Here is a 21,376-nt window from a genome sequence, read left to right as displayed (position 1 = left end):
CCTCAAATGCTTAGCGGGCTTGCTGGCTCAGGGCCTGACCTTCGTCGGCGGACGGGTTGGTAACACGCATCAGGATCGTCATCAGGAAACCTGCCAGCAACAGCGCAGACAGAAACAGTAACCCATTGGAAGCGCTCTGGCTGTTGCCTTTGACCAGGCCGATCAGAGAAGGCCCTACAAAACCGCCCAGGTTACCGATGGAGTTGATCACGGCGATGGAAACCGCCGCTGTCGAGCGGGTCAGGAACAGTGTCGGCAAGGCCCAGAAGGGAGACTTGAAGCTATAGAGGCCTGACAGGCTCACACAGATCATGGCCATTGCCAGAACCGGACTCTGCAAGGCACCCGCCCCCATCAAGCCCAGCGCAGCCACCAGCAGCGGAATCGCCGAATGCAGCTTGCGCTCATTGCGGCGGTCGGAGCTGCGCGACCAGACGATCATCGCCACCGTGGCGACGATATAAGGCAGCATCGCAATCAGGCCAATCTGTGTGTGGGTCAACGAGTCGGAAAAACCTTTGATGATCTGCGGCATCCAGTAGCCAATCCCGAGGCTGCCGCACTGATAGACGAAGTAGATGAACGACAGGTAGAGGACCTTGGGATTGGTCATGGTCTTGTAGACGCTCAGGCTCTTCACGTTCTTGCGGCTTTGACGATCACGTTCGAGTTCGTCTATCAGCCAGGCCTTTTCATGCGGCTTGAGCCATTTGGCCTGCTCGGGACGGTCCGTGAGGTAGAACAGGCAAGCGATGCCCAGAAAAACCGCCGGGATGCCTTCAAGGAACAGCATCCAGCGCCAGCCGCTCCAGTTGAACCAGTTCACGTTATCCATGATCCAGGTGCTCAGGGGCGCACCGATGATGTAGCTCACCGGAATCGCCGCTGTGAACAGCGCCACAGTGGTTGCCAGTTCTTTGGAGCGAAACCAGAAGGTCAGGTAGACAATGATGCCCGGAAAGAAACCCGCCTCGGCCACGCCCAGCAGAAAGCGCAGCACATAAAGCTGGTTGGCGTTCTGGGCAAAGGCCGTCAGGGCCGCAATAAAACCCCAGGTCACCAGAATGCGTGCAATCCAGACCCGGGCGCCGAACTTGTTGAGCATCACGTTGCTGGGGACTTCAAACAGGAAATAACCGATGAAGAAAATCCCCGAGATGAACCCGAATGCTTCGCTGGTCAGGGCCAGTTCCTTGTTCATTTGCAGCGCCGCATAACCGATATTGGCGCGGTCCAGATACGAAACGATGTACAGCAGAAAGACAAACGGAATGATCCGCAGCGTGACTTTGCGGACGACCGCAGTTTCGTCGATTGCAGTGTTGTTATTCATCGCGACCTCACGGGATGCAGGGCCGTGCCTGCATCCATTGTTTTTATAGTGTTGCGCTTTATGCGGTAAAAACCATGCACACCGGGCTGCCGGTGGAAATCGAGAAGCCGGTCTTGCTCAACCCGCCCTTTTTCGCATCGACCGCCATCGAAATGATGGTGTCGCTGTCTTCGTTGAGCGCAAACAGGAACCGCTCGTTGGGCGTCAGGGTAAAGAAACGCGGCGTCTTGCCCTCGGTCGCGACGAACTCCACCGGGCTCAGCATGCCGGTGCCTTCGTCGATGACAAAGGTGGCGACACTGTCGTAGCCACGATTGGAGGCATAGAGAAAACGTCCGCGACGGTCGATCTGAATCTCCGATGCCCGACTGTTGCCGGTAAAGGTCGCGGGCAGCGAAGGCAGCACCTGAATGGCCTTGAGTGCGCCGCTCGAAGCATCGAAGCGGTAGGTCGTGACTGTCGAATCCAGCTCATTGATGGCATAGGCAAAAGGTGCGCCGGGATGCAACGCCACATGCCGCGGGCCAGCACCTTCGCGAGTAGTGACGAACGGCTGGTCGGCCGGGTAGAGCTTGCCATTGTCGAAGCGAAAACTGAAGATCCGGTCCAGCCCCTTGTCCGGGACCAGCACGAAATGACCGGACGGATCGAAGGGGTTGAAGTGCGGCTTGGAGAACGGTTGCTCGACCCGATGCGGCCCCAGCGGCCCTTCGAGTTTCAGCAACTGGTTCAGGGTACCGAGGGAGCCGTCTTCGGCCACATTGAGCACCGCCAGCGAACCGCCGATATGGTTGGACACCACCAGAAACCGTTCGCTGGGGTCGAGCGCCAGATGCACCGGGTTCTTGCCCTCGCAGCTTTGCCGGTTGATGAACGTCAGCTTGCCTGTGGCCTTGTCGATACTGAAGGCGCTGACCTCGCTCTGGTCGCCATGCACGGTATACAGCCGGTCATTGGCGCGGTTGAGTGCCAGAAAGGACGGATTGACCAGATCTTTCAGCACCTGGACCGGCTTGAGGGTGCCGTGCTCCTGATCCACTTCATAAACCGTGATGCCTTCGCCACGGGCATTGCGTTCACGCGTGGTTCTTGACCCGACATATGCGTACATGGGGGTTGTTCTCCGGGTAGCCTTGGATGGTCTGTTCGATGTTTCAGTCGCGTCTGCACGCCCGATCGGCACCAGGGATGCGAGCATCGCAAAGCCAGCGGCGGTGCCCATTTGCCTGATAAGCGTTCGCCGGGTCAAACCGGCCCCATCAGGGGAAATGGCAGGCGCGCAAGGGCCTGCGTCTCTGTCGTCGCTGTGCATGTCTGCCTTCCTTATTATTGTTGATCGCAAAACTCGCCCTTGAACCGGGACACTCACTGCCGGGTGCGCTTGACCACCTTGCGAATCACGAATGGCAATACACCGCCATGGGTGAGGTAGCGAATCTCCTGCAACGAATCGATACGCACCGACAGCTCGACCTGACGGTGCTCTCGCCCGGCAGACCGAATACTCAGCACGACCGGGTTATCGCCTGCCACCAGTTCATCGAGACCACTGAAATCCAGATGCTCGGTGCCATCGAGATGCAGGTCTTCAACCGTTTGCCCGGCCTTGAACTGCAGAGGAATCACACCCATTCCGATCAGGTTGCTGCGGTGAATGCGTTCGATGCTGCGAGCCACCACGGCCTTGACGCCCAACAGTGCCTGGGCCTTGGCTGCCCAGTCACGGCTTGAACCCGCGCCGTAGTTGATCCCGGCGAAAACCACCATGGGCGTATGGCTGCTCGCGTAACTTTGAGCGGCCATGAACAGCGGCAGGCACTCGCTGTGATCTGCATTCCAGGCCCAGACACCCGGCCCTGGCTGTGCGTCACCCAACAGCAGATTCCTGACCGAGGGATTGGTGAATGCACCCCGCAACATGACTTCGTGGTTACTGCGCCGCGTGGAGTACTGATTGAGGTCCTGTGGGTCCTCGCCCCGCTCCAGCAGCCATTGGCCGGCCAGGCTGGCAGCAGGAATGGCACCGGCAGGCGAGATATGGTCGGTGGTGACGTTATCACCCAGCACCATCAGCACCCGTGCATCACGAATCCCCAGGCTGGCCTTGGGCTCGATACCGATATCCGTCAGGTACCGAGGGCGGCGCAAGTAGGTGGATTGCGCATTCCATGGAAACTGCACGCTGCCCTCGGCAGACAGTGCCTGCCAATGGCTCGTGCCGTCCCAGACGGTTTCCAGACGCTTGCGAAAGAACTCCGGCCTGACCACGCCCAGCGCCAGCTCTGCGACATCCGCATCGCTGGGCATCAGATCCCGCAGATACACCGGCTGGCCGTTGCTCTCATACCCCAGCGGCTGCGACTCAAGATCGATATCGATAGTGCCGGCAATGGCATACGCCACGCACAGCGCCGGAGAAGCCAGATAACCTGCTGGTACTTTCGGGTTGACCCGCCCCTCGAAATTGCGATTGCCCGACAGCACCACCACGCTCTTGAGGCCTTGATCGGCAAACGCTTCGACATGCTCTTCAAGCTTGCCGGAGTTGCCGATGCAGGTCATGCAGCCAAAGCCTGCCAGATCGAACCCCAGTGCCGAGAAATCCGTCAGCAGATCGGCCTGTTGCAAGTAATCCGCGACCACTTGAGAACCAGGGGACAGTGACGTCTTGACCCATGGCTTGCGCTTCAAGCCCAGACTGCGCGCCTTGCGGGCCAGCAATCCGGCCTGGATCATCTGCGACGGATTGGCCGTGTTGGTGCAACTGGTAATCGCCGACAGCACCACAGCACCATGGGTAATGGGCTCTTGAAACGAGGGCTCGAAAAAGGACTGGGCAGCAGGCCCGACAATCAGATCAGTACCGCCCAGCACGTCATCGCGAAAAGATGCAGCGGCACTGGAAAGTGTCTGTCTTTGATGGGGTTGGTGCGGGCCGGCAACGCTGGGCTCGATGCTCGCCAGATCCAGTTCGATCAACTCGTCGAACTCGGGCTCGGCCAGCTCATCGCGCCGCCAGAGACCTTGCGCGTTCATGTAGCTGACGATCCTGGAACGCAACTCCCGGGAGCGGCCACTCAATTCCAGGTAGGACAGGGTTTCATCGTCGAACGGGAAGAACACCACCGTCGCACCGTACTCGGGTGCCATGTTTGAGACAGTACCACGAGCCGCCCAACTCAAGGTCGAAAGGCCCGGCCCGGTAAACTCGACGAACTTGCCCACCACTTTGCGCTGACGAAGGATCTGCGCGACATACAGGGAAAGATCGGTGGCCGTGACGCCAGGGCGCATCACATTGCTGACGCGAATTCCGATCACTTGAGGAAAGCTGATCGGCACCGGCTCTCCTACCATCGCCGCCTGCCCTTCCAGACCGCCCACTCCCCAGCCCAGCACGCCGATGGCATTGATCATCGGCGTATGGCTGTCGGTAGCGACCATATCGTCAGGGTGCAGCAGGCGCTGGCCGTCCTCGGTGCGACTTTCCCAGACCACCTGCGCCAGGGCTTCCATGTTCATCTGGTGGATGATTCCGGTGCCCGGCGGAATGACGCCAAAGTTATCGAGGCTTTTCTGCGCCCATTTGATGAAACGATAGCGCTCGCTGTTGCGCCGGAAGTCGATCTCCAGGTTCTGCTGCACCGAATCAGGCTGTGCATAGCTTTCGACAATGACCGAGTGATCGATGGTCAGGACCGCCGGGATGGACGGATTCATCGCCTGAGGATCGCCGCCCAGTTCCGCGACAACATCGCGCATGCCCGCAAAATCGGCCAGTGCAGGCAAACAGGTGGTGTCGTGGAACATCAGACGGTTAGGCTGAAACGGCACTTCGCAGTCAGGGCCGTTATCCACCGCTCGGGCCAGTACCGAAGGCAATGCCTCAGGAGCACAGCGAGCAACGTTTTCCAGCAGGATGCGGATCGAATAAGGCAGTTTTGCCAATTGCTCGGACGAAAGCATCTTGTGCAAATCGACGAAAGCAAACGGCTCATGGTCGATGACCAGATGGTTGATCAGGTCGTGGGCGATCTCGGTCATACGCTTGGGCTCGGCTTTTTTATAGTATTCGCGGCACTGACACCGCTATGAAGCCGATACTAGGGGCACTGCCCACGGATGAAAATTGAAGTCTCGCCAAGGGAGCGTTCGCCGATGGAGAACGCTCAGTCGGTAGCCAGCCTGAAGTTATCGATCAGGGTTTTCAGAGTCGGCGATGCCGCTTCGTACTTTCTGAACACCAGCAACAGCGAGCGTTGCGCCCAGGTTTCGTCCAGTGTCACCGCCTTGAGTCTGTGGCTGCGCAGGTACTGTTTGATGACACTGCGCGGCAGGATCGCCACCCCAAGCCCGGCGCCCACCATCCGGCACATGCAGTCGAAGCTGCTGATGCGGATTCTGAGCCGCAGGTCCATGCCCAGCTTTTGCGCCTCGCTGGTCAGCAAGGTGTGCATGGAGCTTTCCAGGTGCGGCCCGACGAATTCGTGTTCCAGCGCTTCCTCGAAGCGCACTGACTTGCGGGTCGCCAGAACATGATCGGCAGGCACCACCAGCGTCAGTTCATCGTTGCGGTAGGGCAAGGTTTCCAGCCCCTGAGAAGCCGTCTGCGCAGCAATGATTCCCAGATCGGCCCGACCGTCCGCCACGGCACGAATCACCGCAGAGCCGACCCGCTCCTCGATATCGAATTTGATCTGGGGATACAGGGCAATGAACCCGGCCACGTCGTCGGGCAAAAACTGCGAGAGCGCCGAGGTGATGGCATGAATCCGCACATGCCCCTTGACCCCGCTGGCGTACTCCCCAAGCTCGGTATCCAGTTGGGCGAGGGTTTGCTTGAGCTGGCGTGCATAGAACAGCATCGACTGACCCGCCGGGGTCAGCTCGACCCCTCGTGCGTTGCGCAACAGCAAGGGCGAACCCACCTGGGCCTCAAGCTCTGTGATGCGCTTGCTGATGGCCGATACCGCCAGGTGCCTGATGCGCGCAGAACGGGTCAGGTTACGCTCTTCGGCAACAGTGATGAAAACGTCCAGGCTGGTCAGGTCATAGCGCAATGGGAAGTCCTCGCAGAGGGGTGAAGCATTAAACAGGATTTCACGTCTGTCTTCGCGCCCGCAGCGGCAGAAAAACCCTGTTTTCTGTGTTCTGATTAAGGCAACGATAAATAAAGTTCGCAATATTGGTGTGCAGCATGCTGCTCTGCATACTCGCACCCAAAGGTTCACAGCAGCCTGGGCCGATATCACTCTGCGGCCTTACAAGAATATTCAGCCCCACAAGGGCTTCCATGGGCTCCATGGATTTTTAAAGCTGCCCCGGGCGCCACAACGCGCCCTCCTGAAAAGCACAACAACGATTGATAAGGCCTATTAAAAGGTCATTCAGCAGGCAAGGGGATCATCATGCAACACTCACAGGCCGCAGTGGCGGGTGACAAGCAGGCTGTTTCAGCCACCGTAAAACTGTATATCTGGGCCGCGATCATCCTTATCGTCGCCGAAATGATCGGTGCCATCAGCATCCCTCTGGGCCCCGGCAAAGTCGTCTTGCTGCCCATGGTCTGGGCCCTGGTGCTGGGCGCGGTGATCGGTATAGCCAGCCGCCGCATGCCAGGCACCATCGGTGTCGACCACGCCACGCAACTGCGCTCGGCGTCCATCCTGCAACCTGCCCTGCTGATTTTCATCGCCAAACTCGGCCTGGTCGTCGGCGGTTCGCTTCCAGTGGTATTCGCCTCCGGCTGGGCGCTGCTGTTCCAGGAGTTCGGTCATTTCGTCGGCACAGTGATTCTCGGCCTGCCGGTTGCACTGATGCTGGGCATCAAGCGTGAAGCCATCGGCGCCACCTTCTCTGTCGGTCGTGAGCCGAGCCTGGCGATCATCGGTGAGCGCTATGGAATGGACTCCCCCGAAGGTCGTGGCGTACTGGCCGAATACCTGACCGGCACCCTGTTCGGCGCGCTGTTCATTGCCATCGTGGCCGGCTTCATCGCCAGCCTCGGCATCTTCCACCCCAACTCCCTGGCCATGGGCGCGGGCATCGGTTCGGGCAGCATGATGGCCGCCGCCGCAGGCGCCATTGCCGCTCAGCAGACCCCGGAAGTCGCCAAGGAAGTCATGACGCTGGCGGCAGCCTCCAACCTGATCACCACCACCATCGGCACCTACTTCACCCTGTTCATTTCCCTGCCGCTGGCGGTCTGGGGTTATCGGGTGCTGGAGCCGCTGATCGGCCGCACCACCAAGGCCTCCATCAGCGACGAAAACATCAGCAGCAAGGACGTCTCACTGGATGTTCCGGAGCTGAGCTGGGCCGGCAAGGTCAGTGCCTGGCTGGCAGCCGGTGCGCTGGCGCTGATCGCCAACTATGTCGGTTACAAGACCCTGTCCACCGATGCCCTCACCGGCATGGGTATCATGATCTTCTGTACCTTCGTGGGTGAAATGCTCTGCAGCCTGCTGCGTCGCAAGATCCCGGCTGTGTGCACGGTGTCGCTGGTGGCAATGTTCCTGACCTCGCCTGCCTGCCCGTTCGCAGCGGAAATCACCCGCCTGACCAGCTCGATCAACATGCTGGCAGTGATCACCCCGATGCTGGCCTTCGCCGGTCTGTCGGTTGCCAAGGATCTGCCTGCGTTCCGTCGCCTGGGCTGGAGGATCGTACTGGTCTCTTTCCTCGCCAACTTCGGCACATTCATCGGTGCCGTACTGATCGCTGAACTGTTCCATTGATCCCTGCTGACCGGATATGAAAAGGGCGCGTCGATTGACGCGCCCTTTTCATTTGTCCTGTGTCGCTTCGCTGACCAGCCAGTCGTGCACCGCACGCCGGGACGGCGTACTCAACGCGCCCTCACGATAAGCCAGCACGTACTTTTTCTTGGCCTTGATCGGATGCCCGAAAGGCACGATCAGCGAGCCCTGCTCCAACTCGTCGGTGATCAGCGCCTTGCGGGCAATGGCCACACCCATGCCCATTCTCGCGGCATCGATGGTCAGGTGATTGCGGTTGAAAGTATGCCCGCGCCGCACGTCGATGCCGGCTGCACCGATAGCCGCCAGGTAGAACTCCCACTCGGCATACTCGTAGCTGCCACGCCAGGCCGTGATGTCGTGCAACAGCGGAAAATGCACCAGTTGGCTGGGCGTATCCAGAGGCGGCTTGCCTTCCAGCAGTGCGGGCGAGCACACAGGGAACAGCTCTTCTTCCAGCAAGGGCGTGGTCATCAAACCCGGATAGCTGCCATCGTTGAGATCGATGGCCAGATCGAAGTCGTCGTCCCGCAACGAGCCGCTGCTGTCTTCGGCAATGATCCGCAACTGGATATCCGGGAAAGCCTCCTGCAAGCGTGGCAAGCGTGGCATCAGCCATTTGCCGAGAAAGGAAGGAATGCAGCGCAGCTTGAACACGCCGCCGATCCGTCCGGAATGCAGCAGGCGCAATTCATCGCTGATACGGCTCTGCACTTCATTGGCCACCAGCGCCAGCCGCTGCCCTTCGGCGGTCAGCTCAAGCCCGCGCCCGACCCGATGAAACAAGGCGAAGCCCAGACGCTCTTCGAGCTGACGCATCTGCTGGCTGATGGCACCCGGCGTCACATGCAGCTCTTCGGCGCAACGGGTGAAAGAAAGATGTCGGGCGGCACAGGCAAAGACCTGTAACCAGGCGTGCATCTGTGCATTGAAAATTCTGCTCATTGAAGAGTTCCGCTAAAGCGTTGCATAGGAACAATCGTTTGTCGTTTGGAAGCCCTGAGCCAACTATGAGAACCATGAACAGGGAGTTCCATGACTCCCATGGAAACTCATTTGCAGGACCTCCGTGATGGCTATCAGCGTCTTCGACATGTTCAAAATCGGCATTGGCCCCTCCAGTTCACACACCGTAGGACCGATGCGGGCCGGGGCGCTGTTTGTAACCGACCTTCGCGAGCGCAACCTGTTGCATAGCGTAGAACGGATCGAAGTGCGATTGTACGGATCTCTGTCGGCCACGGGCATCGGTCACAGCAGTGATCGTGCGACTGTCATGGGTTTAATGGGCGAATGGCCAGACCAGATCGACCCCAGCCAGGTCAATCAACGCATCGACGCCCTGCTGGAGAACGGCCAGTTGATGCTGGCTGGCGAGCGGGAAATCAAGTTCCTCTGGCAGCGCGACATGTGCCTGCTGGACGAAAGCCTGCCCTATCACCCCAACGGCATGACGCTGTGTGCCTACGGAGCGACCGGCGAACTGCACGAGCAGACTTACTATTCGGTGGGTGGCGGTTTCGTGATCGACGCCGCGCAGGCCGCCAGCGGCGTGCTGGACAGCGATGAAACCGTGCTGCCTTATGACTTCTCCAGCGGTGCGGAATTGCTCAAGCTGTGCAAGACCCACGGCCTGAGCGTTTCCGGGTTGATGATGGCCAACGAAAAGGTCTGGCGCAGCGAGGAAGAAATCCGCGCGAAGATTCTGGTCATCTGGGAAGCGATGCGTGAATGCGTGAACAAGGGCCTGAACGAAACCGGGATTCTCCCTGGAGGCCTGAAGGTCCGTCGTCGTGCCTATCGCCTGCATCAGAACCTGCAGAACCTCGATAACCCCAACGTGATCGGCTCGACCCTCAGCGCCATGGAGTGGGTCAACCTTTTCGCCCTGGCAGTGAACGAAGAAAACGCCGCCGGTGGCCGCATGGTGACTGCGCCCACCAATGGCGCAGCGGGTATCGTGCCTGCGGTGCTGCATTACTTCATGAAATTCAACCCGGCAGCCAATGACGACGACGTGGTGCGTTTCTTTCTCAGTGCCGCTGCGGTGGGCATTCTGTGCAAGAAAAACGCTTCCATCTCGGGCGCGGAAGTGGGCTGTCAGGGGGAAGTCGGATCGGCCTGCGCCATGGCAGCAGCCGGGCTTGCCGAGATTATCGGAGCCTCGCCGGAGCAAGTGGAAAACGCCGCGGAAATCGGCCTGGAACACAACCTTGGCCTGACCTGCGACCCGGTCGGCGGGCTGGTTCAAGTGCCTTGCATCGAGCGCAACGCAATAGCTGCCGTGAAGGCGATCAATGCGGCACAAATGGCAATGCGCGGGGATGGCGAGCACTTCATCTCTCTGGATCACGCCATCCGCACCATGCGCGATACCGGTGCCGACATGCACGACAAGTACAAGGAAACGTCACGGGGCGGGTTGGCGGTGAATCTGGTAGAGTGCTGATAGCACCCTCTTCGCGAATAAATTCGCTCCTACACCCAACCCGGCAGGAGCGAATTCATTCACGAAAAACACCCATCAACTCACCGGCAGGCACTGCTCCACCAACGCCGTCCATACCGCAACGCCAGGTTCGATCACCTGATCGTTGAAGTCGTAGTACGGGTTATGCAGCGCGGCGGAAGGTTTCTCGCCGTCCACACCCAGCCAGACATAAGCACCCGGACAGGCATGCAGCATGAAGGCGAAGTCTTCGGATGCCATGGACGGGTTGCAACCCCACTGCACATTGGCCTCGCCCACCGCAGCAACAGCCGCTCGACGAATCGTGGCTGCCGCTTCGACATGGTTCTCGGTGACCGGGTAGCCGACGTTATAGACCAGCTCGCCCCGTACCCCGAAAGCAACCGGCAAGCGCTCGACGAACTCGCCGATCAGTTGCTGGACTTTGGCCCGCACCGGCGTCTGCAAGCAACGCACCGTACCGCGCAACACGGCTGTTTCCGGGATGACGTTGATCGCTTCACCGGCATTGAACTGGGTGATGCTGACCACCGCCGAATCCAGCGGTGAAAGACGCCGCGACACGATGGTTTGCAGGCCCAGTACCAGTTCGGCAGCCGCCACAATGGGATCGGTGCCCTTGTCCGGCATGGCGGCGTGGCTGCCTTTACCGGTCAGGGTGATCTCGAAGGTATCCAGCGAAGCCATCATCGGACCGGGGTTGATCACGACATTGCCTGCCGGAACGCCCGGCCAGTTATGCAGCCCGTAGATCGCATCCATCGGGAACAGCTCGAACAAGCCGTCCTCGATCATGCGCTGGGCGCCACCCAGGTTTTCTTCGGCTGGCTGGAAGACAAAATGTACCGTGCCACGAAATTTGCGGGTTTCGGACAGGTGCCGCGCAGTCGCCAGCAGAATCGCGGTATGGCCATCGTGACCGCAGGCATGCATGCAGCCTTTGTGTACCGACTTGTGCGCGGTGTCGCCCAGTTCCTGGATCGGCAGCGCGTCCATGTCGGCACGAATGCCGATGACCGGGCCGTCGCCATTGCGCAGTGTACCGACGACACCTGTGCCGCCGAGGCCGCGATGGACTTCGATGCCAAAGCTGGTCAGCAGATTCGCCACCTTGTCGGAGGTCTGCTGCTCCTGGAAACCCAGTTCGGGGGCCGCGTGGATCGTGCGACGCCAGACAGTCGCCTGATCGATCAGGGCTTTGGAAATCTTCATTACAGTTACTCCAGACTCGCGCCATAGCCAAAACTGGCAGCAGGCTTGGCGGCAGTTTCAACCCAGACGCTTTTCACTTCGCTGTACTCACGCAACGCATCGAGGCCCGAGGAACGGCCATAACCGCTTTCGCCGTAACCGCCGAAGGGCGAGCTGACGTGAATGGTCTTGTAGCCATTGACCCAGAAGGTCCCGGCGCGTACCTGTTTGGCAACGCGATGGGCACGACCGACATCACGGGTCCAGACGCCACCGGCCAGGCCGAAACGGCTGTCGTTGGCGATGCGGATGGCGTCTTCTTCGTCCTTGAACGGTATCGCCACGACCACCGGCCCGAAGATTTCTTCCTGGGCGCAGTACAGGTCGTTGGTGCCGGCCAGTACGGTCGGATTGACGTAGTAGCCCGGCTTGTCCGGGATCGGATCGGCCTCTTTGCCAACCAGCTTCGCGCCGTCTTTGAGTGCGCCTTCGACCATGGTTTTCACATGGTTGTATTGCTTGGCGTTGTTGATCGGGCCGATCTGGGTTTCCGGATCGCTGGGGTCACCGACCTTGAATTGCGTGGCAGCCACGGCCAGGGCGTTGGTGAATTTTTCAAAGATCGATTCCTGCACCAGCAGGCGCGAACCGGATACGCAGCTTTGCCCGGCACCGGAGAAAATCGCCGCCTGAGCACCGCGCAAGGCGACTTCCAGATCGGCATCTTCAAACACGATATTGGCCGACTTGCCGCCCAGCTCCAGTACCGCCGGAATGCAACGCTGAGCCGCCGCCACCGCAATATGGCGACCGGTTGCAGGCGAGCCCACGAACACGACCTTGCGAATGTCGGCCTTGGCGATGAAGGCCTGACCAATGGAATTGCCGAAACCGGCAATGACGTTGACCAGACCTTTTGGCACGCCCGCACGCTCGATCAGCACGCCGATCATCAGCGAGCTGAGGGGCGTCAGTTCGGACGGTTTGAGAATCACCGCATTACCGGCAGCAATCGCCGGCGCGATCTGCCAGCCGCAGGTGAAGATCGGCGCGTTCCAGGGCGTGATCTGCAATACGGTGCCCAAGGGCTCGTAGGTCACGTAGTTCAGGTGCGTGGTCGGAACCGGAATGATCTCGCCATGCAGCTTGTCAGCCCAACCAGCGTAGTACTCGAACATCTCGGCCACTTTGAGCACTTCGACACGCGCATCGCGAATCGGCTTGTTGGCGGTCAGGGATTCGATCTGGGCCAGGTTTTCCTGCTCTTCGCGAATCAGGGAGCCGATCTGGTACATGGCCCGACCACGGGCCTGAGCGGTCAGTGCCCACCATTGAGCCTGAGCGGCCTTCGCGGCCTTGTCGGCCAGTTCGACCAGGGACTCATCGGCATCAGGAAAACTCAGCAGGACGCTGTCGTCATGGGCGTTGCGCACTTCGACCGGAGCACCGTGGCCTTCGACGAATTCGCCGCCGACGTAGCTGGCAATGACACTGCGGTCGCCCCAGTAAGGACGCAGCAGATCAAGGATTTTTGCAGTGCTCATCGGTTACTCTCCACGGCCGTAAAGTTGGGCATCGGTACGCTGCACGATTGCGCAGAAGTCTTCGTTATCTGCCAGGGTTTCGCTGCTGGCTTTCCACAGTTGTGCGACCACACGCGACAGCGGCAGCTCCATGTCCAGGCTGTCCGCCAGATCGCTGGCCAGCCCCACATCCTTGCGCATCAGGCCCATGGTGAAACCGGAATCGTAGGCTTTGTTGAGCACCCAGGTCGGAAACATGACTTGTGTCGCGCCGCTGCGTCCCGAACCGGCGTTGAGGCCTTGCAGCAGTTTTTCCGGATCGACGCCGGCCTTGGCCGCCATGGCGACCGCTTCGGCGGTGCTGATCAGGTGGCAGGCCGCCAGCATGTTGTTGGCAATCTTGGCGACGTTGCCGGCGCCACACTGTCCGACGTGAACGCGGGTGCCGCTCATTCCTTCAAGGACAGGCATGACACGGGCCAGGTCATCGTCCTCAGCACCGATCACCATGGACATGGTGCCGGTGGCTGCGCCTTTGGGGCCGCCGGAAACCGGGGCATCGATAAAGGCCACGCCGGTTTTCAACAGCTCGGCCGCGACCTTGCGGCTCATTTCCGGGGTGGACGTAGTGGTATCGACGACGACCAGCCCCTTGCGCCCGAACTCGATGATGCCGCCCTCGCCCAGGCAAACCGACTCGACATGCTCGGCCTTGGGCAGCGACAGGATCAGAATGTCCGAGTCCTGGATCAGTTGCTTGCGGTCGGAAACCGGCTTGACGCCTTTGCTCTCGGCTTGCGCCAGTGCGGCCTGAGACAGGTCGAAACCGCTCACATCGAAGCCTTTGCTCGCCAGGGTGGCCGCCATGCCGCCGCCCATGTTGCCCAGTCCGATCACACCTACTTTCAAAGTCATGTTCCGCATCTCGGTTAAAGGTTTTGTACAAATTCAAGGATGACGTTGCCCGCCGCTTCGGGTTGCACCATGACGCGGCCTGGCACTTGTTCGTGAGGTACTTCGTTGTGTTCGAGGATGAAGCGCACCGTGTCCAGGCTTTTGGTATGCAGGCCGATGGCGATGGCATGGGCGCGCTCGCTGGCGGCGTGGGGCAGCCTGACGCCCGGGTATTGAGTGGCTGCGGTGGCGGCATCCATGGCTCGCAGGAGGCCGCAACGGGTATCGGCTTGCAGCACGTTGCCGATGTAGGTGACGGCGTCGCCGTAAAGGGCTTTCCAGCGCGCTTCAAGCTCTGCCGGATCAGCCAGGTAGGTCACGCTGAAAATCCCGTCCACGCCATTGCAGTGGTTCTGCCAGCCTGGCACCCAGATCAGTTCGGGGCGGTGCTGATGGCAGATAAAGTTCGAGGCGTCGGGCAGCGCCGGGTCGATGAACAACCCCAGGGACACAACCGCTTCATCGGGACGACCGTCAGGCAACGTCATGCTGCGGCGAAAATCGATACGCCCCTGGCTCGGCAGACCTGCTTCGACCAGACGTGCGTGATCGGCGTCCGCATCCTGGCTGTGCAAGGCCACCAGCGAAACGCCCTCTTCGCCACGGTCCAGAAACTCGCCCAACTGGCGACCAAAGCAGAAACCGTTGACCGAGTTGGTGCCGAACTTTGCCGGATCGTCGATCCCGATCAGTTCGATGAAATTGCTTTCAAACATCATCAGCGAGGTCACGCTGCCCCATGGGTGATAACTGACAGGGGACGGCATGAAGCCCATTTTCCGATAGAGCTGCAACACATGGGCGTGGTCACGCACCGTGACCAGCGGATGATCGATACCTTGTGGAAACTGAGCGACGGCTGTCATATATGAACTATCCCTGCATTATTCTTGTGATTTTGTCGTGAAGGTAGCGAGTGAAGCCGGTGCCGTGCCGACGGGTCTGGCAGGCGCACCGGCCACCACGACGCCCGCAGACACGGATTTGAGTACAACGGAATTGGCGGCCACGATGGCCCGCTCGCCCACCTCGATATTGCCCAGTACGGTCGCACCGGCACAGATCAGCGCACCGCGACGGACTTTGGGGTGACGATCACCGGCTTCGCTGAGCGTGCTGCCCAGGGTGACGCCATGCCAGAGGCTGACTTCATCCTCGACCACAGCAGTCTCGCCAATCACCAGCCCGATGCCGTGATCGACGAACAGTTTTTTGCCGAGCCGGGCGGCCGGATGAATATCGATACTCCAGGCACTGGCCGCCCAGTTCTGCAACAGAACGGCACTCTGGATATCGCCGTCGTTCCAGAGCGAATGAGCGATGCGATAGGCCTGCACGGCCTGGATACCGCGAAAGGTCAGAAATGCAGTCAGGTGGTCGGGGCAGGCAGGATTGACGATGACCAGATGATTGATGTCGGCAGCCGCTGCTTCGGCGATGGCCGGATTGGACCGCAGGATGGCCGTAAACCAGCTCTGCAGATCGGCATCAGGCACTTTGTCCTGTAGCTGGTGGGCCAGATTGGCTGCCAGCGCAGACTCAAAGGACGAGTGCGCCAGCATCCGGTTATGTGCATACAGGGCAAGCACCGGATTACGTTCACCAAGCTGTTGCGCCTGTTGGCGCAGACGTTGCCAAAGAGCTGTCATACACCCTCCCGTTTGCCTATGGATCGAGTATGGACAGCGCTGACACCCATCAGCAATAATCAAAAAATTGAATTTATGTTGCCTTTACCGCAACACAGGAAAAATCATGAGCCTCGTTCAGGATCGGCGGATTCTTTATTTCTTCGAAGCAGTGCGCCTGGGCAGTGTCCGGGCTGCGGCTGATTTCCTGAACGTCGCGCCTTCGGCCGTCAGTCGACAGATCGCCCAACTGGAACAGGAGCTGGGTTCACCGCTGCTGGAAAGGCATCGCCGTGGCGTCAAACTCACTGAAGCGGGCGACAAGGTGCTGGCGTATTACCGGCAACGGCTCACCCAGCAGGAAGTGTTGCTGGAATCCATTCAGGCGTTGCGCGGACTGCACAGCGGTTCGGTCACGCTGGTGTCGGGGGAAGGTTTTCTGGAAAGCCTGGCGCAACCGCTGGCAAAGTTCTCGGCGCTCTATCCCAGAATAGAACTGATCGTGAATGTCTGCGGCAGCAACGAAGTGATCCGTCAGGTGGTGGAGGATGAGGCGCATATCGGTCTGGTCTTCAACCCGGCCGCCGACCCGAAAATCCGCTCTCATGCCCATCAACGGCAACCCGTCTGCGTGGTGACCAGTCCTGATCATCCACTGGCTCAGGAAAAAGGCCCTCTCGAACTCAAGGGGCTGGATCGTTATCAACTGGCTTTGCCAAGCGTGTCCTACGGCATCCGCCAGATTCTGCTGCAGGCCGAGCATCAACTGGGCGTTTCAGTAAAACCGGTGCTGACGTGCAACACCTTTTCCATGCTCAAGCATTTCGCCATGCATGGCGGCGTCACACTGCTGCCCACCTTCGTGATCGAAGAGGAAATGAAAGCCGGAAAGCTGCTGGCCCTGCCCTTGCAGCATGAAGTGTTCAGCAGCCCCCAGACTCATCTGATCAGCCGCCTGGGGCGTCAGCTCAGTGTCGGTGCCAGCCGGCTCATGACGCTGCTGTTGCAGGAGATGACAGCGTTCAATAACTCGGATCGATAACAGCGCTCAGTCAAATATCTCGACCAGAGCGCCCTGCTCCACGACCAGAGCCTGCCCCAGAAGGCTTTGGGTCATCATCAGCAGACAATCGTGAAAGCTGGTCGCATGGCTCACCAGCGCAGCAGGCGAATGCAGGCCTGGCCAACGTGGATTTACCGTTGCCCGTCATTGCAATGATCGGGTTGCCAAACGACTTGAGGCTTGGGATCAGCTTGACCACTTCTTCAGTCTCGCCGCTGTAGCTGATCAGAATCAGAACATCGACAGGCTTGAGCATACCCAGGTCGCCATGAAAGGCCTCTGCCGGATGCAGGAAGAAACCCGGCGTGCCGGTAGAGACGAATGTGGCGACCATTTTTTGCCGATCAAACCGGACTTGCCCATGCCACAGACAGCCGCACGCCCTTTGCAACCAAGGATGAGCTCAACAGCACGCTGAAACTCCCCGTCCAGGCGGTCTGCCAACTGGCCGATAGCCTGAGCCTGGGCAATAAGGGCCTCTTTGGCAATGGACAGGTGATTCATGATTCGACTTGCGTCCGTAAGGCAATAAACAAGGGCGGCGATTCTTATGGGTTTTGGGGCGTTGCGTACGCGAAGGCGTCACCGCCCCGTATTGCCTGGCCTTATCCGTCGCTCAGACGAGTGCGTAACGCTCCTTGAGCCCGCGCAATGACTCCCGGATAACGCTTGCCGGGATAAGGCGCCATCCTGGCCAGTTCGCCAAACCCTGGCAGCCCTTCGATATGCCGCACCATGCGCTCGCGCAGGGCCTTGTCGGGTAACTCGCCATACATCGCCAAGGCATTCTCGCGAGCATGCTCGGGATTGCTGGTTGCCGGCAGTGCACAGGTCACTGCCGGATGCGAGATGACCCACTTGAGGAAATAATGCGACCAGCTACGAATGCCGGCTTCGTGTGCAAAAGCCGGTACTTCTTGCCCCTCAACCAGCTTGAACAGACGCGCTTTCTCAAACGGCATATTGGTCAACACCGCCACGCCCTTGTCGGCAGCAGCGGGCAACACTCGCTGTTCGGCGGCGCGGTTGAAAATCGAATATTGCACCTGAACGAAATCCAGCCCGCCCTTCTCCACCCATCCTTGCAGCGCCTGTAGATAGTCGTTCAGGTAATGGGTGACTCCGGTGTAGCGAATCAACCCTTCCTTCTTCCAGGCATTCAGATACGGCGCAATGACCTCAACGTTCACCAGGCTATGGCATTGCATCAGATCGATCCGTTTTCGCCAGAGGCGGCTTTCCGATTGCTTCAGGCTGGCCAGTGCATGGCTTTCATCAGCCAGGAAGTCCCCCGTCGACCAGATTTTGTTGGCGATGAAAATCTGTTCACCGATCCCCAGTGCTGTGGCGTAATCCCCCACACTGACTTCCCCGGTGCCATACAACGGCGAGGTATCAATAACGCGCACGCCCTTTTCCCAGGATGCCTGCAACACTTGGCGGACAAATTCGCGTTGCTCACCGGCAATAACGTCAAACGTCAGGAAGGTGCCCAGACCAATGGCGGGTAACAGCTCTGCGCTACTGGGTATGCGCCGTGTAATCAAGCCAGGGGGCAAGGCCGCAGCAGGTGTGGCTGCACTGGCCAGTGACGACGGCAACAATGTTCCCGCCAGCGAGGCGACAGCACCGGCTCCAAGCAACTTCAACGCATCACGACGATAGATGGGGGCGATGTCTCGCATGAGGCCTCTCCAGATTTAATAAACACAGCACAGTGAATGGCGAAGCATCGGCGCGCGGATCACATTCGCATCAGCTCGGAACCGGAGCATGCCCGGCGATAAGGCGCTCCTGCTTGAGTTCGGCCCAGAAGTCAGCCGGGATGGCGACTTTCATGGACTGGGCATTACTGGCGATCTGTCCCGGTACGCGTGACCCGGGCACGATGGCAGACACCAGCGGGTGCGCGGCAGCAAACTGCAAGGCGGCGGTACGCATGTCGATGCCATGACGACCGGCTATGGCAGCCAGTCTGGTGCGACGTTCGACAGCAAGGGGCGGCAATTCGGTCGAAAAGTTGAAACGCCGACCGCCTCCCAGGAATCCGTCATTGAGCGGAGTTCCGACAACCACGCTTGTGCCTTTTTTGGCCAATGCGGGCAGAGTCCGGTCAAGCGCCTGTTCGTGATCGACAATGGAATACTGGCAAGCCAGCAAGACGATGTCCGGCGTAGGGTCGTCATGCTCTACAGCACGAACAGCGGCGTCAGGCCGGTTGATTCCGAATCCCCAGGCTTTGATAAGCCCCTCTTCGCGCATTTTTTCCAGCTCTCGCATGGCTCCCGTGCGGGCAACTTCATAGGCCGCTTCCCAGCCACCCTGCAACTCCGTGTTGTCCGGCGACAGGTCGTGGATGTAAACCACGTCTATACGCGCCAGGCCGAGCCTTTGCAGGCTGTCCTCGACAGAGCGCCTGGCTCCGGCAGCGGTGTAGTCATAGCGGTATTCAAAAGGTGCCGGGGACGTCCAGATCGAGCTATCGCCACGAGGCTTGCCTGCTGCCTTGAAGACGCGCCCGACTTTGGTGGAAATGACATAGTCATCCGGGTTGCGGTTATGCAGGAAACGTCCGAGGCGATATTCGCTGAGGCCGAATCCATAGAAGGGCGATGTATCAAACAGCCGCACGCCCGAATCCCAAGCCGATTGCAAGACAGCTGCCGCCTGCTCATCGCTGATGGGGGCAAAGATATTACCGATTTGCGTCCCACCCATGCCGAAGCGGTAAGGCGTCATGTAACGAAGGTTGTGCCGGGCCGGGTTTGTCTGCAGCGCTGTGCGCACCACATTGCCACGAGTCGGCAGCACGCTGCCGCGCTCACCCACTGGCACGCTGGTCAATGTCTGGGCATTACCCACCATGGGCAGCCATGTGGCCGCCAGTGCGCCGCCTGCCGAAAGCCTGAGAAAATCACGCCGATCCATCACAGATTCCTTGCTCAATATCGTGGGGGGACACCAGGGAGAACCCCAAGATAGACGAGCGGTTTTGAGGGACGTGATCACAATCCGATGCTCTTTTTGCACAATCCTGCCGACCCACTTGAGCAGATGACATCTTCTACGCACACTGCAATCCTCGGTCTTTGCAGGGTTACGTTCATGAATCAATCGTTGGCGTTGTCGGCCCTCAGTCCCGTTCGGGAAGGCGATGGTCTAAAGCGGCTTACTTCGCGGTTGCTTGCCCATACTGCCGGTAGAGAGGCTCACCACAGTGCCATTCACGGCCTGACCTTCTACCGCATGGAGGCTCCTGGATTACCGACCTATTGCGTCTACGAACCCTGCATGGCGCTGATTGTTCAGGGCACCAAGCACACCGTATTCGGCCATGACGAATTGTTGTCAGAGCCAGGCGGCTTTTTCGTCACCTCGATTGATATCCCCACCACCGCAAAAGTCATCCAGGCCAGTGCCGAGCGCCCTTACCTCTCAGTGGTATTGAAACTCGATATGGCGATTCTGCACGATGTTGTTCAGAGCGTGCCTGTGGTCGAGAGCAGCACCCATCCGACTCGTTGCTACGCCGCCGGACAAGCATCGGATGAGTTGATCGATGTATTCAACCGCCTGGTGGGCTTGCTGGATCGTCCTCAGGAGATTCCGCTCATGGCAGAGCTGGTCAAGCGAGAGGTCTGTCTGCGGCTGCTTCTCAGTGAAGCTGGAGGCTGGCTGCGCTGGATCGTACGGGAAGGGTATCGCTCACGGGGAATCGTGAGGGTCATTGACTGGCTCAAGCGCAACTATGCCAAACCGTTGCGCATAGCCGAACTCGCTGAAATTGCGGGTATGGCTGGCTCGACCCTGCACCATAACTTCCGCCAGCTCACCGGCACCAGCCCATTGCAGTATCAGAAGACACTGCGCCTGCATGCAGCACGTAGCCTGATGCTGACGGAGCGGCTGGACGCCAATACAGCGGCATTGCGAGTGGGATATGAAAGCGTTTCACAATTCAGCCGCGAGTACGCCCGACACTTCGGCGCGCCACCTTCACGCGACATTCGCCAGACGCGGACTTCGATTCCGGCTTCTTAGGTTCTGTCGCTGGCAAGCCGCCCCCACTGTTTCGTCCTTGGTCGAAGACCAGAAAGACAAAACCCCCACCTGCGTTCGCAGATGGGGGTTCTGAATTTGAATCTTGACGATGACCTACTCTCACATGGGGAAACCCCACACTACCATCGGCGATGCATCGTTTCACTGCTGAGTTCGGGATGGGATCAGGTGGTTCCAATGCTCTATGGTCGTCAAGAAATTCGGTAGCCGGTGCGTACTTGGGTACGTACCCGCGAATGGGTGTGTAATAGAGGTGTTTCGGTAATCTGTGTGTGGCGCAAACTTTCGGTTCGTCATCTTCACTACACCGCAATCCGCTCTTCGCAAATTGCTTGGGTGTTATATGGTCAAGCCTCACGGGCAATTAGTATGGGTTAGCTCAATGCCTCACAGC

16 protein-coding genes, 1 rRNA gene and 1 pseudogene are annotated in these 21,376 nt (G+C 59.3%); 4 read left to right on the top strand and 14 right to left on the bottom strand.

From position 1 onward, the window contains the following. Positions 1–10 precede the first annotated feature (10 nt). From CKW23_RS24155 to CKW23_RS24140, 4 genes are all read right to left on the bottom strand, one after another. The gene (locus CKW23_RS24155; protein ID WP_095068490.1) at positions 11–1,333 is read right to left on the bottom strand and encodes an MFS transporter; all 1,323 of its coding nucleotides are present in this window, start codon (positions 1,331–1,333) and stop codon (positions 11–13) included. 58 nt (positions 1,334–1,391) lie between these two features. Further along, positions 1,392–2,444 carry a lactonase family protein gene (locus tag CKW23_RS24150; RefSeq protein WP_095068488.1) on the bottom strand — a complete coding sequence of 351 codons (1,053 nt, stop codon included), beginning with the start codon at positions 2,442–2,444 and terminating at the stop codon, positions 1,392–1,394. 254 nt (positions 2,445–2,698) lie between these two features. Continuing rightward, positions 2,699–5,377, bottom strand: a complete 2,679-nt coding sequence (gene acnA / locus CKW23_RS24145) for an aconitate hydratase AcnA (protein ID WP_095068486.1) — start codon at positions 5,375–5,377, stop codon at positions 2,699–2,701. 125 nt (positions 5,378–5,502) lie between these two features. Further along, positions 5,503–6,393 (bottom strand): LysR family transcriptional regulator, encoded by an 891-nt coding sequence (locus CKW23_RS24140; RefSeq protein WP_095068484.1) that lies wholly within the window; start codon positions 6,391–6,393, stop codon positions 5,503–5,505. A 348-nt stretch (positions 6,394–6,741) separates the two neighbouring features. Between CKW23_RS24140 and CKW23_RS24135 the strand changes: the two genes are divergently transcribed. Beyond that, positions 6,742–8,070, top strand: coding sequence for a DUF3100 domain-containing protein (locus CKW23_RS24135; RefSeq protein ID WP_025259099.1), 1,329 nt, complete (start codon positions 6,742–6,744; stop codon positions 8,068–8,070). A 48-nt stretch (positions 8,071–8,118) separates the two neighbouring features. Here CKW23_RS24135 and CKW23_RS24130 read toward each other — a convergent pair whose 3' ends face one another. Next, a complete protein-coding gene (locus CKW23_RS24130; protein ID WP_025259098.1) occupies positions 8,119–9,036 on the bottom strand; it encodes a LysR substrate-binding domain-containing protein in 918 nt (305 codons plus the stop codon). 127 nt (positions 9,037–9,163) lie between these two features. On the opposite strand from CKW23_RS24130, the gene CKW23_RS24125 reads away from it, so the two are divergent. Then, entirely contained in the window at positions 9,164–10,540 is a 1,377-nt protein-coding gene (locus CKW23_RS24125; RefSeq protein ID WP_025259097.1) for an L-serine ammonia-lyase, read from the top strand. Positions 10,541–10,615: 75 nt separating this feature from the next. Here CKW23_RS24125 and CKW23_RS24120 read toward each other — a convergent pair whose 3' ends face one another. From CKW23_RS24120 to epsC, 5 genes are read right to left on the bottom strand one after another with little or no spacing between them, the layout of a single operon-like run. After that, positions 10,616–11,773 carry a M20 aminoacylase family protein gene (locus tag CKW23_RS24120; RefSeq protein WP_095068482.1) on the bottom strand — a complete coding sequence of 386 codons (1,158 nt, stop codon included), beginning with the start codon at positions 11,771–11,773 and terminating at the stop codon, positions 10,616–10,618. 5 nt (positions 11,774–11,778) lie between these two features. Then, positions 11,779–13,296: an aldehyde dehydrogenase family protein gene (locus tag CKW23_RS24115; RefSeq protein WP_095068480.1), complete on the bottom strand. Its 1,518-nt coding sequence runs from the start codon at positions 13,294–13,296 to the stop codon at positions 11,779–11,781. Between the two features lie 3 nt (positions 13,297–13,299). Next, positions 13,300–14,190, bottom strand: a complete 891-nt coding sequence (locus CKW23_RS24110) for an NAD(P)-dependent oxidoreductase (RefSeq protein WP_025259094.1) — start codon at positions 14,188–14,190, stop codon at positions 13,300–13,302. 14 nt (positions 14,191–14,204) lie between these two features. Next, complete coding sequence (locus CKW23_RS24105; RefSeq protein WP_025259093.1) at positions 14,205–15,095, bottom strand: VOC family protein; 891 nt, start codon at positions 15,093–15,095, stop codon at positions 14,205–14,207. 18 nt (positions 15,096–15,113) lie between these two features. After that, positions 15,114–15,878 (bottom strand): serine O-acetyltransferase EpsC, encoded by a 765-nt coding sequence (gene epsC / locus CKW23_RS24100; protein ID WP_025259092.1) that lies wholly within the window; start codon positions 15,876–15,878, stop codon positions 15,114–15,116. 106 nt (positions 15,879–15,984) lie between these two features. On the opposite strand from epsC, the gene CKW23_RS24095 reads away from it, so the two are divergent. Then, the gene (locus CKW23_RS24095; RefSeq protein ID WP_095068477.1) at positions 15,985–16,899 is read left to right on the top strand and encodes a LysR family transcriptional regulator; all 915 of its coding nucleotides are present in this window, start codon (positions 15,985–15,987) and stop codon (positions 16,897–16,899) included. 15 nt (positions 16,900–16,914) lie between these two features. On the opposite strand, the pseudogene CKW23_RS24090 reads toward CKW23_RS24095, so the two are convergent. The 3 genes and pseudogenes from CKW23_RS24090 to CKW23_RS24080 all read right to left on the bottom strand — a co-directional run. Further along, a pseudogene (locus tag CKW23_RS24090) lies at positions 16,915–17,424 on the bottom strand (SIS domain-containing protein); the annotation flags it as partial. 101 nt (positions 17,425–17,525) lie between these two features. Further along, complete coding sequence (locus CKW23_RS24085) at positions 17,526–18,605, bottom strand: aldo/keto reductase (RefSeq protein WP_025259089.1); 1,080 nt, start codon at positions 18,603–18,605, stop codon at positions 17,526–17,528. Between the two features lie 70 nt (positions 18,606–18,675). Beyond that, positions 18,676–19,659, bottom strand: a complete 984-nt coding sequence (locus CKW23_RS24080) for an aldo/keto reductase (RefSeq protein ID WP_025259088.1) — start codon at positions 19,657–19,659, stop codon at positions 18,676–18,678. A gap of 366 nt (positions 19,660–20,025) precedes the next feature. On the opposite strand from CKW23_RS24080, the gene CKW23_RS24075 reads away from it, so the two are divergent. Continuing rightward, positions 20,026–20,961 carry an AraC family transcriptional regulator gene (locus CKW23_RS24075; RefSeq protein WP_074568941.1) on the top strand — a complete coding sequence of 312 codons (936 nt, stop codon included), beginning with the start codon at positions 20,026–20,028 and terminating at the stop codon, positions 20,959–20,961. Between the two features lie 101 nt (positions 20,962–21,062). Here CKW23_RS24075 and rrf read toward each other — a convergent pair. Then, positions 21,063–21,178 (bottom strand): 5S ribosomal RNA (gene rrf / locus CKW23_RS24070). Positions 21,179–21,376 lie beyond the last annotated feature (198 nt).

It is taken from the genome of Pseudomonas sp. Irchel 3A18 (assembly GCF_900187465.1).
Taxonomy (GTDB): domain Bacteria; phylum Pseudomonadota; class Gammaproteobacteria; order Pseudomonadales; family Pseudomonadaceae; genus Aquipseudomonas; species Aquipseudomonas cichorii.
The sequence above is the reverse complement of the archived record's forward strand: the minus strand, read 5'-3'. Positions and strand labels throughout refer to the sequence as shown.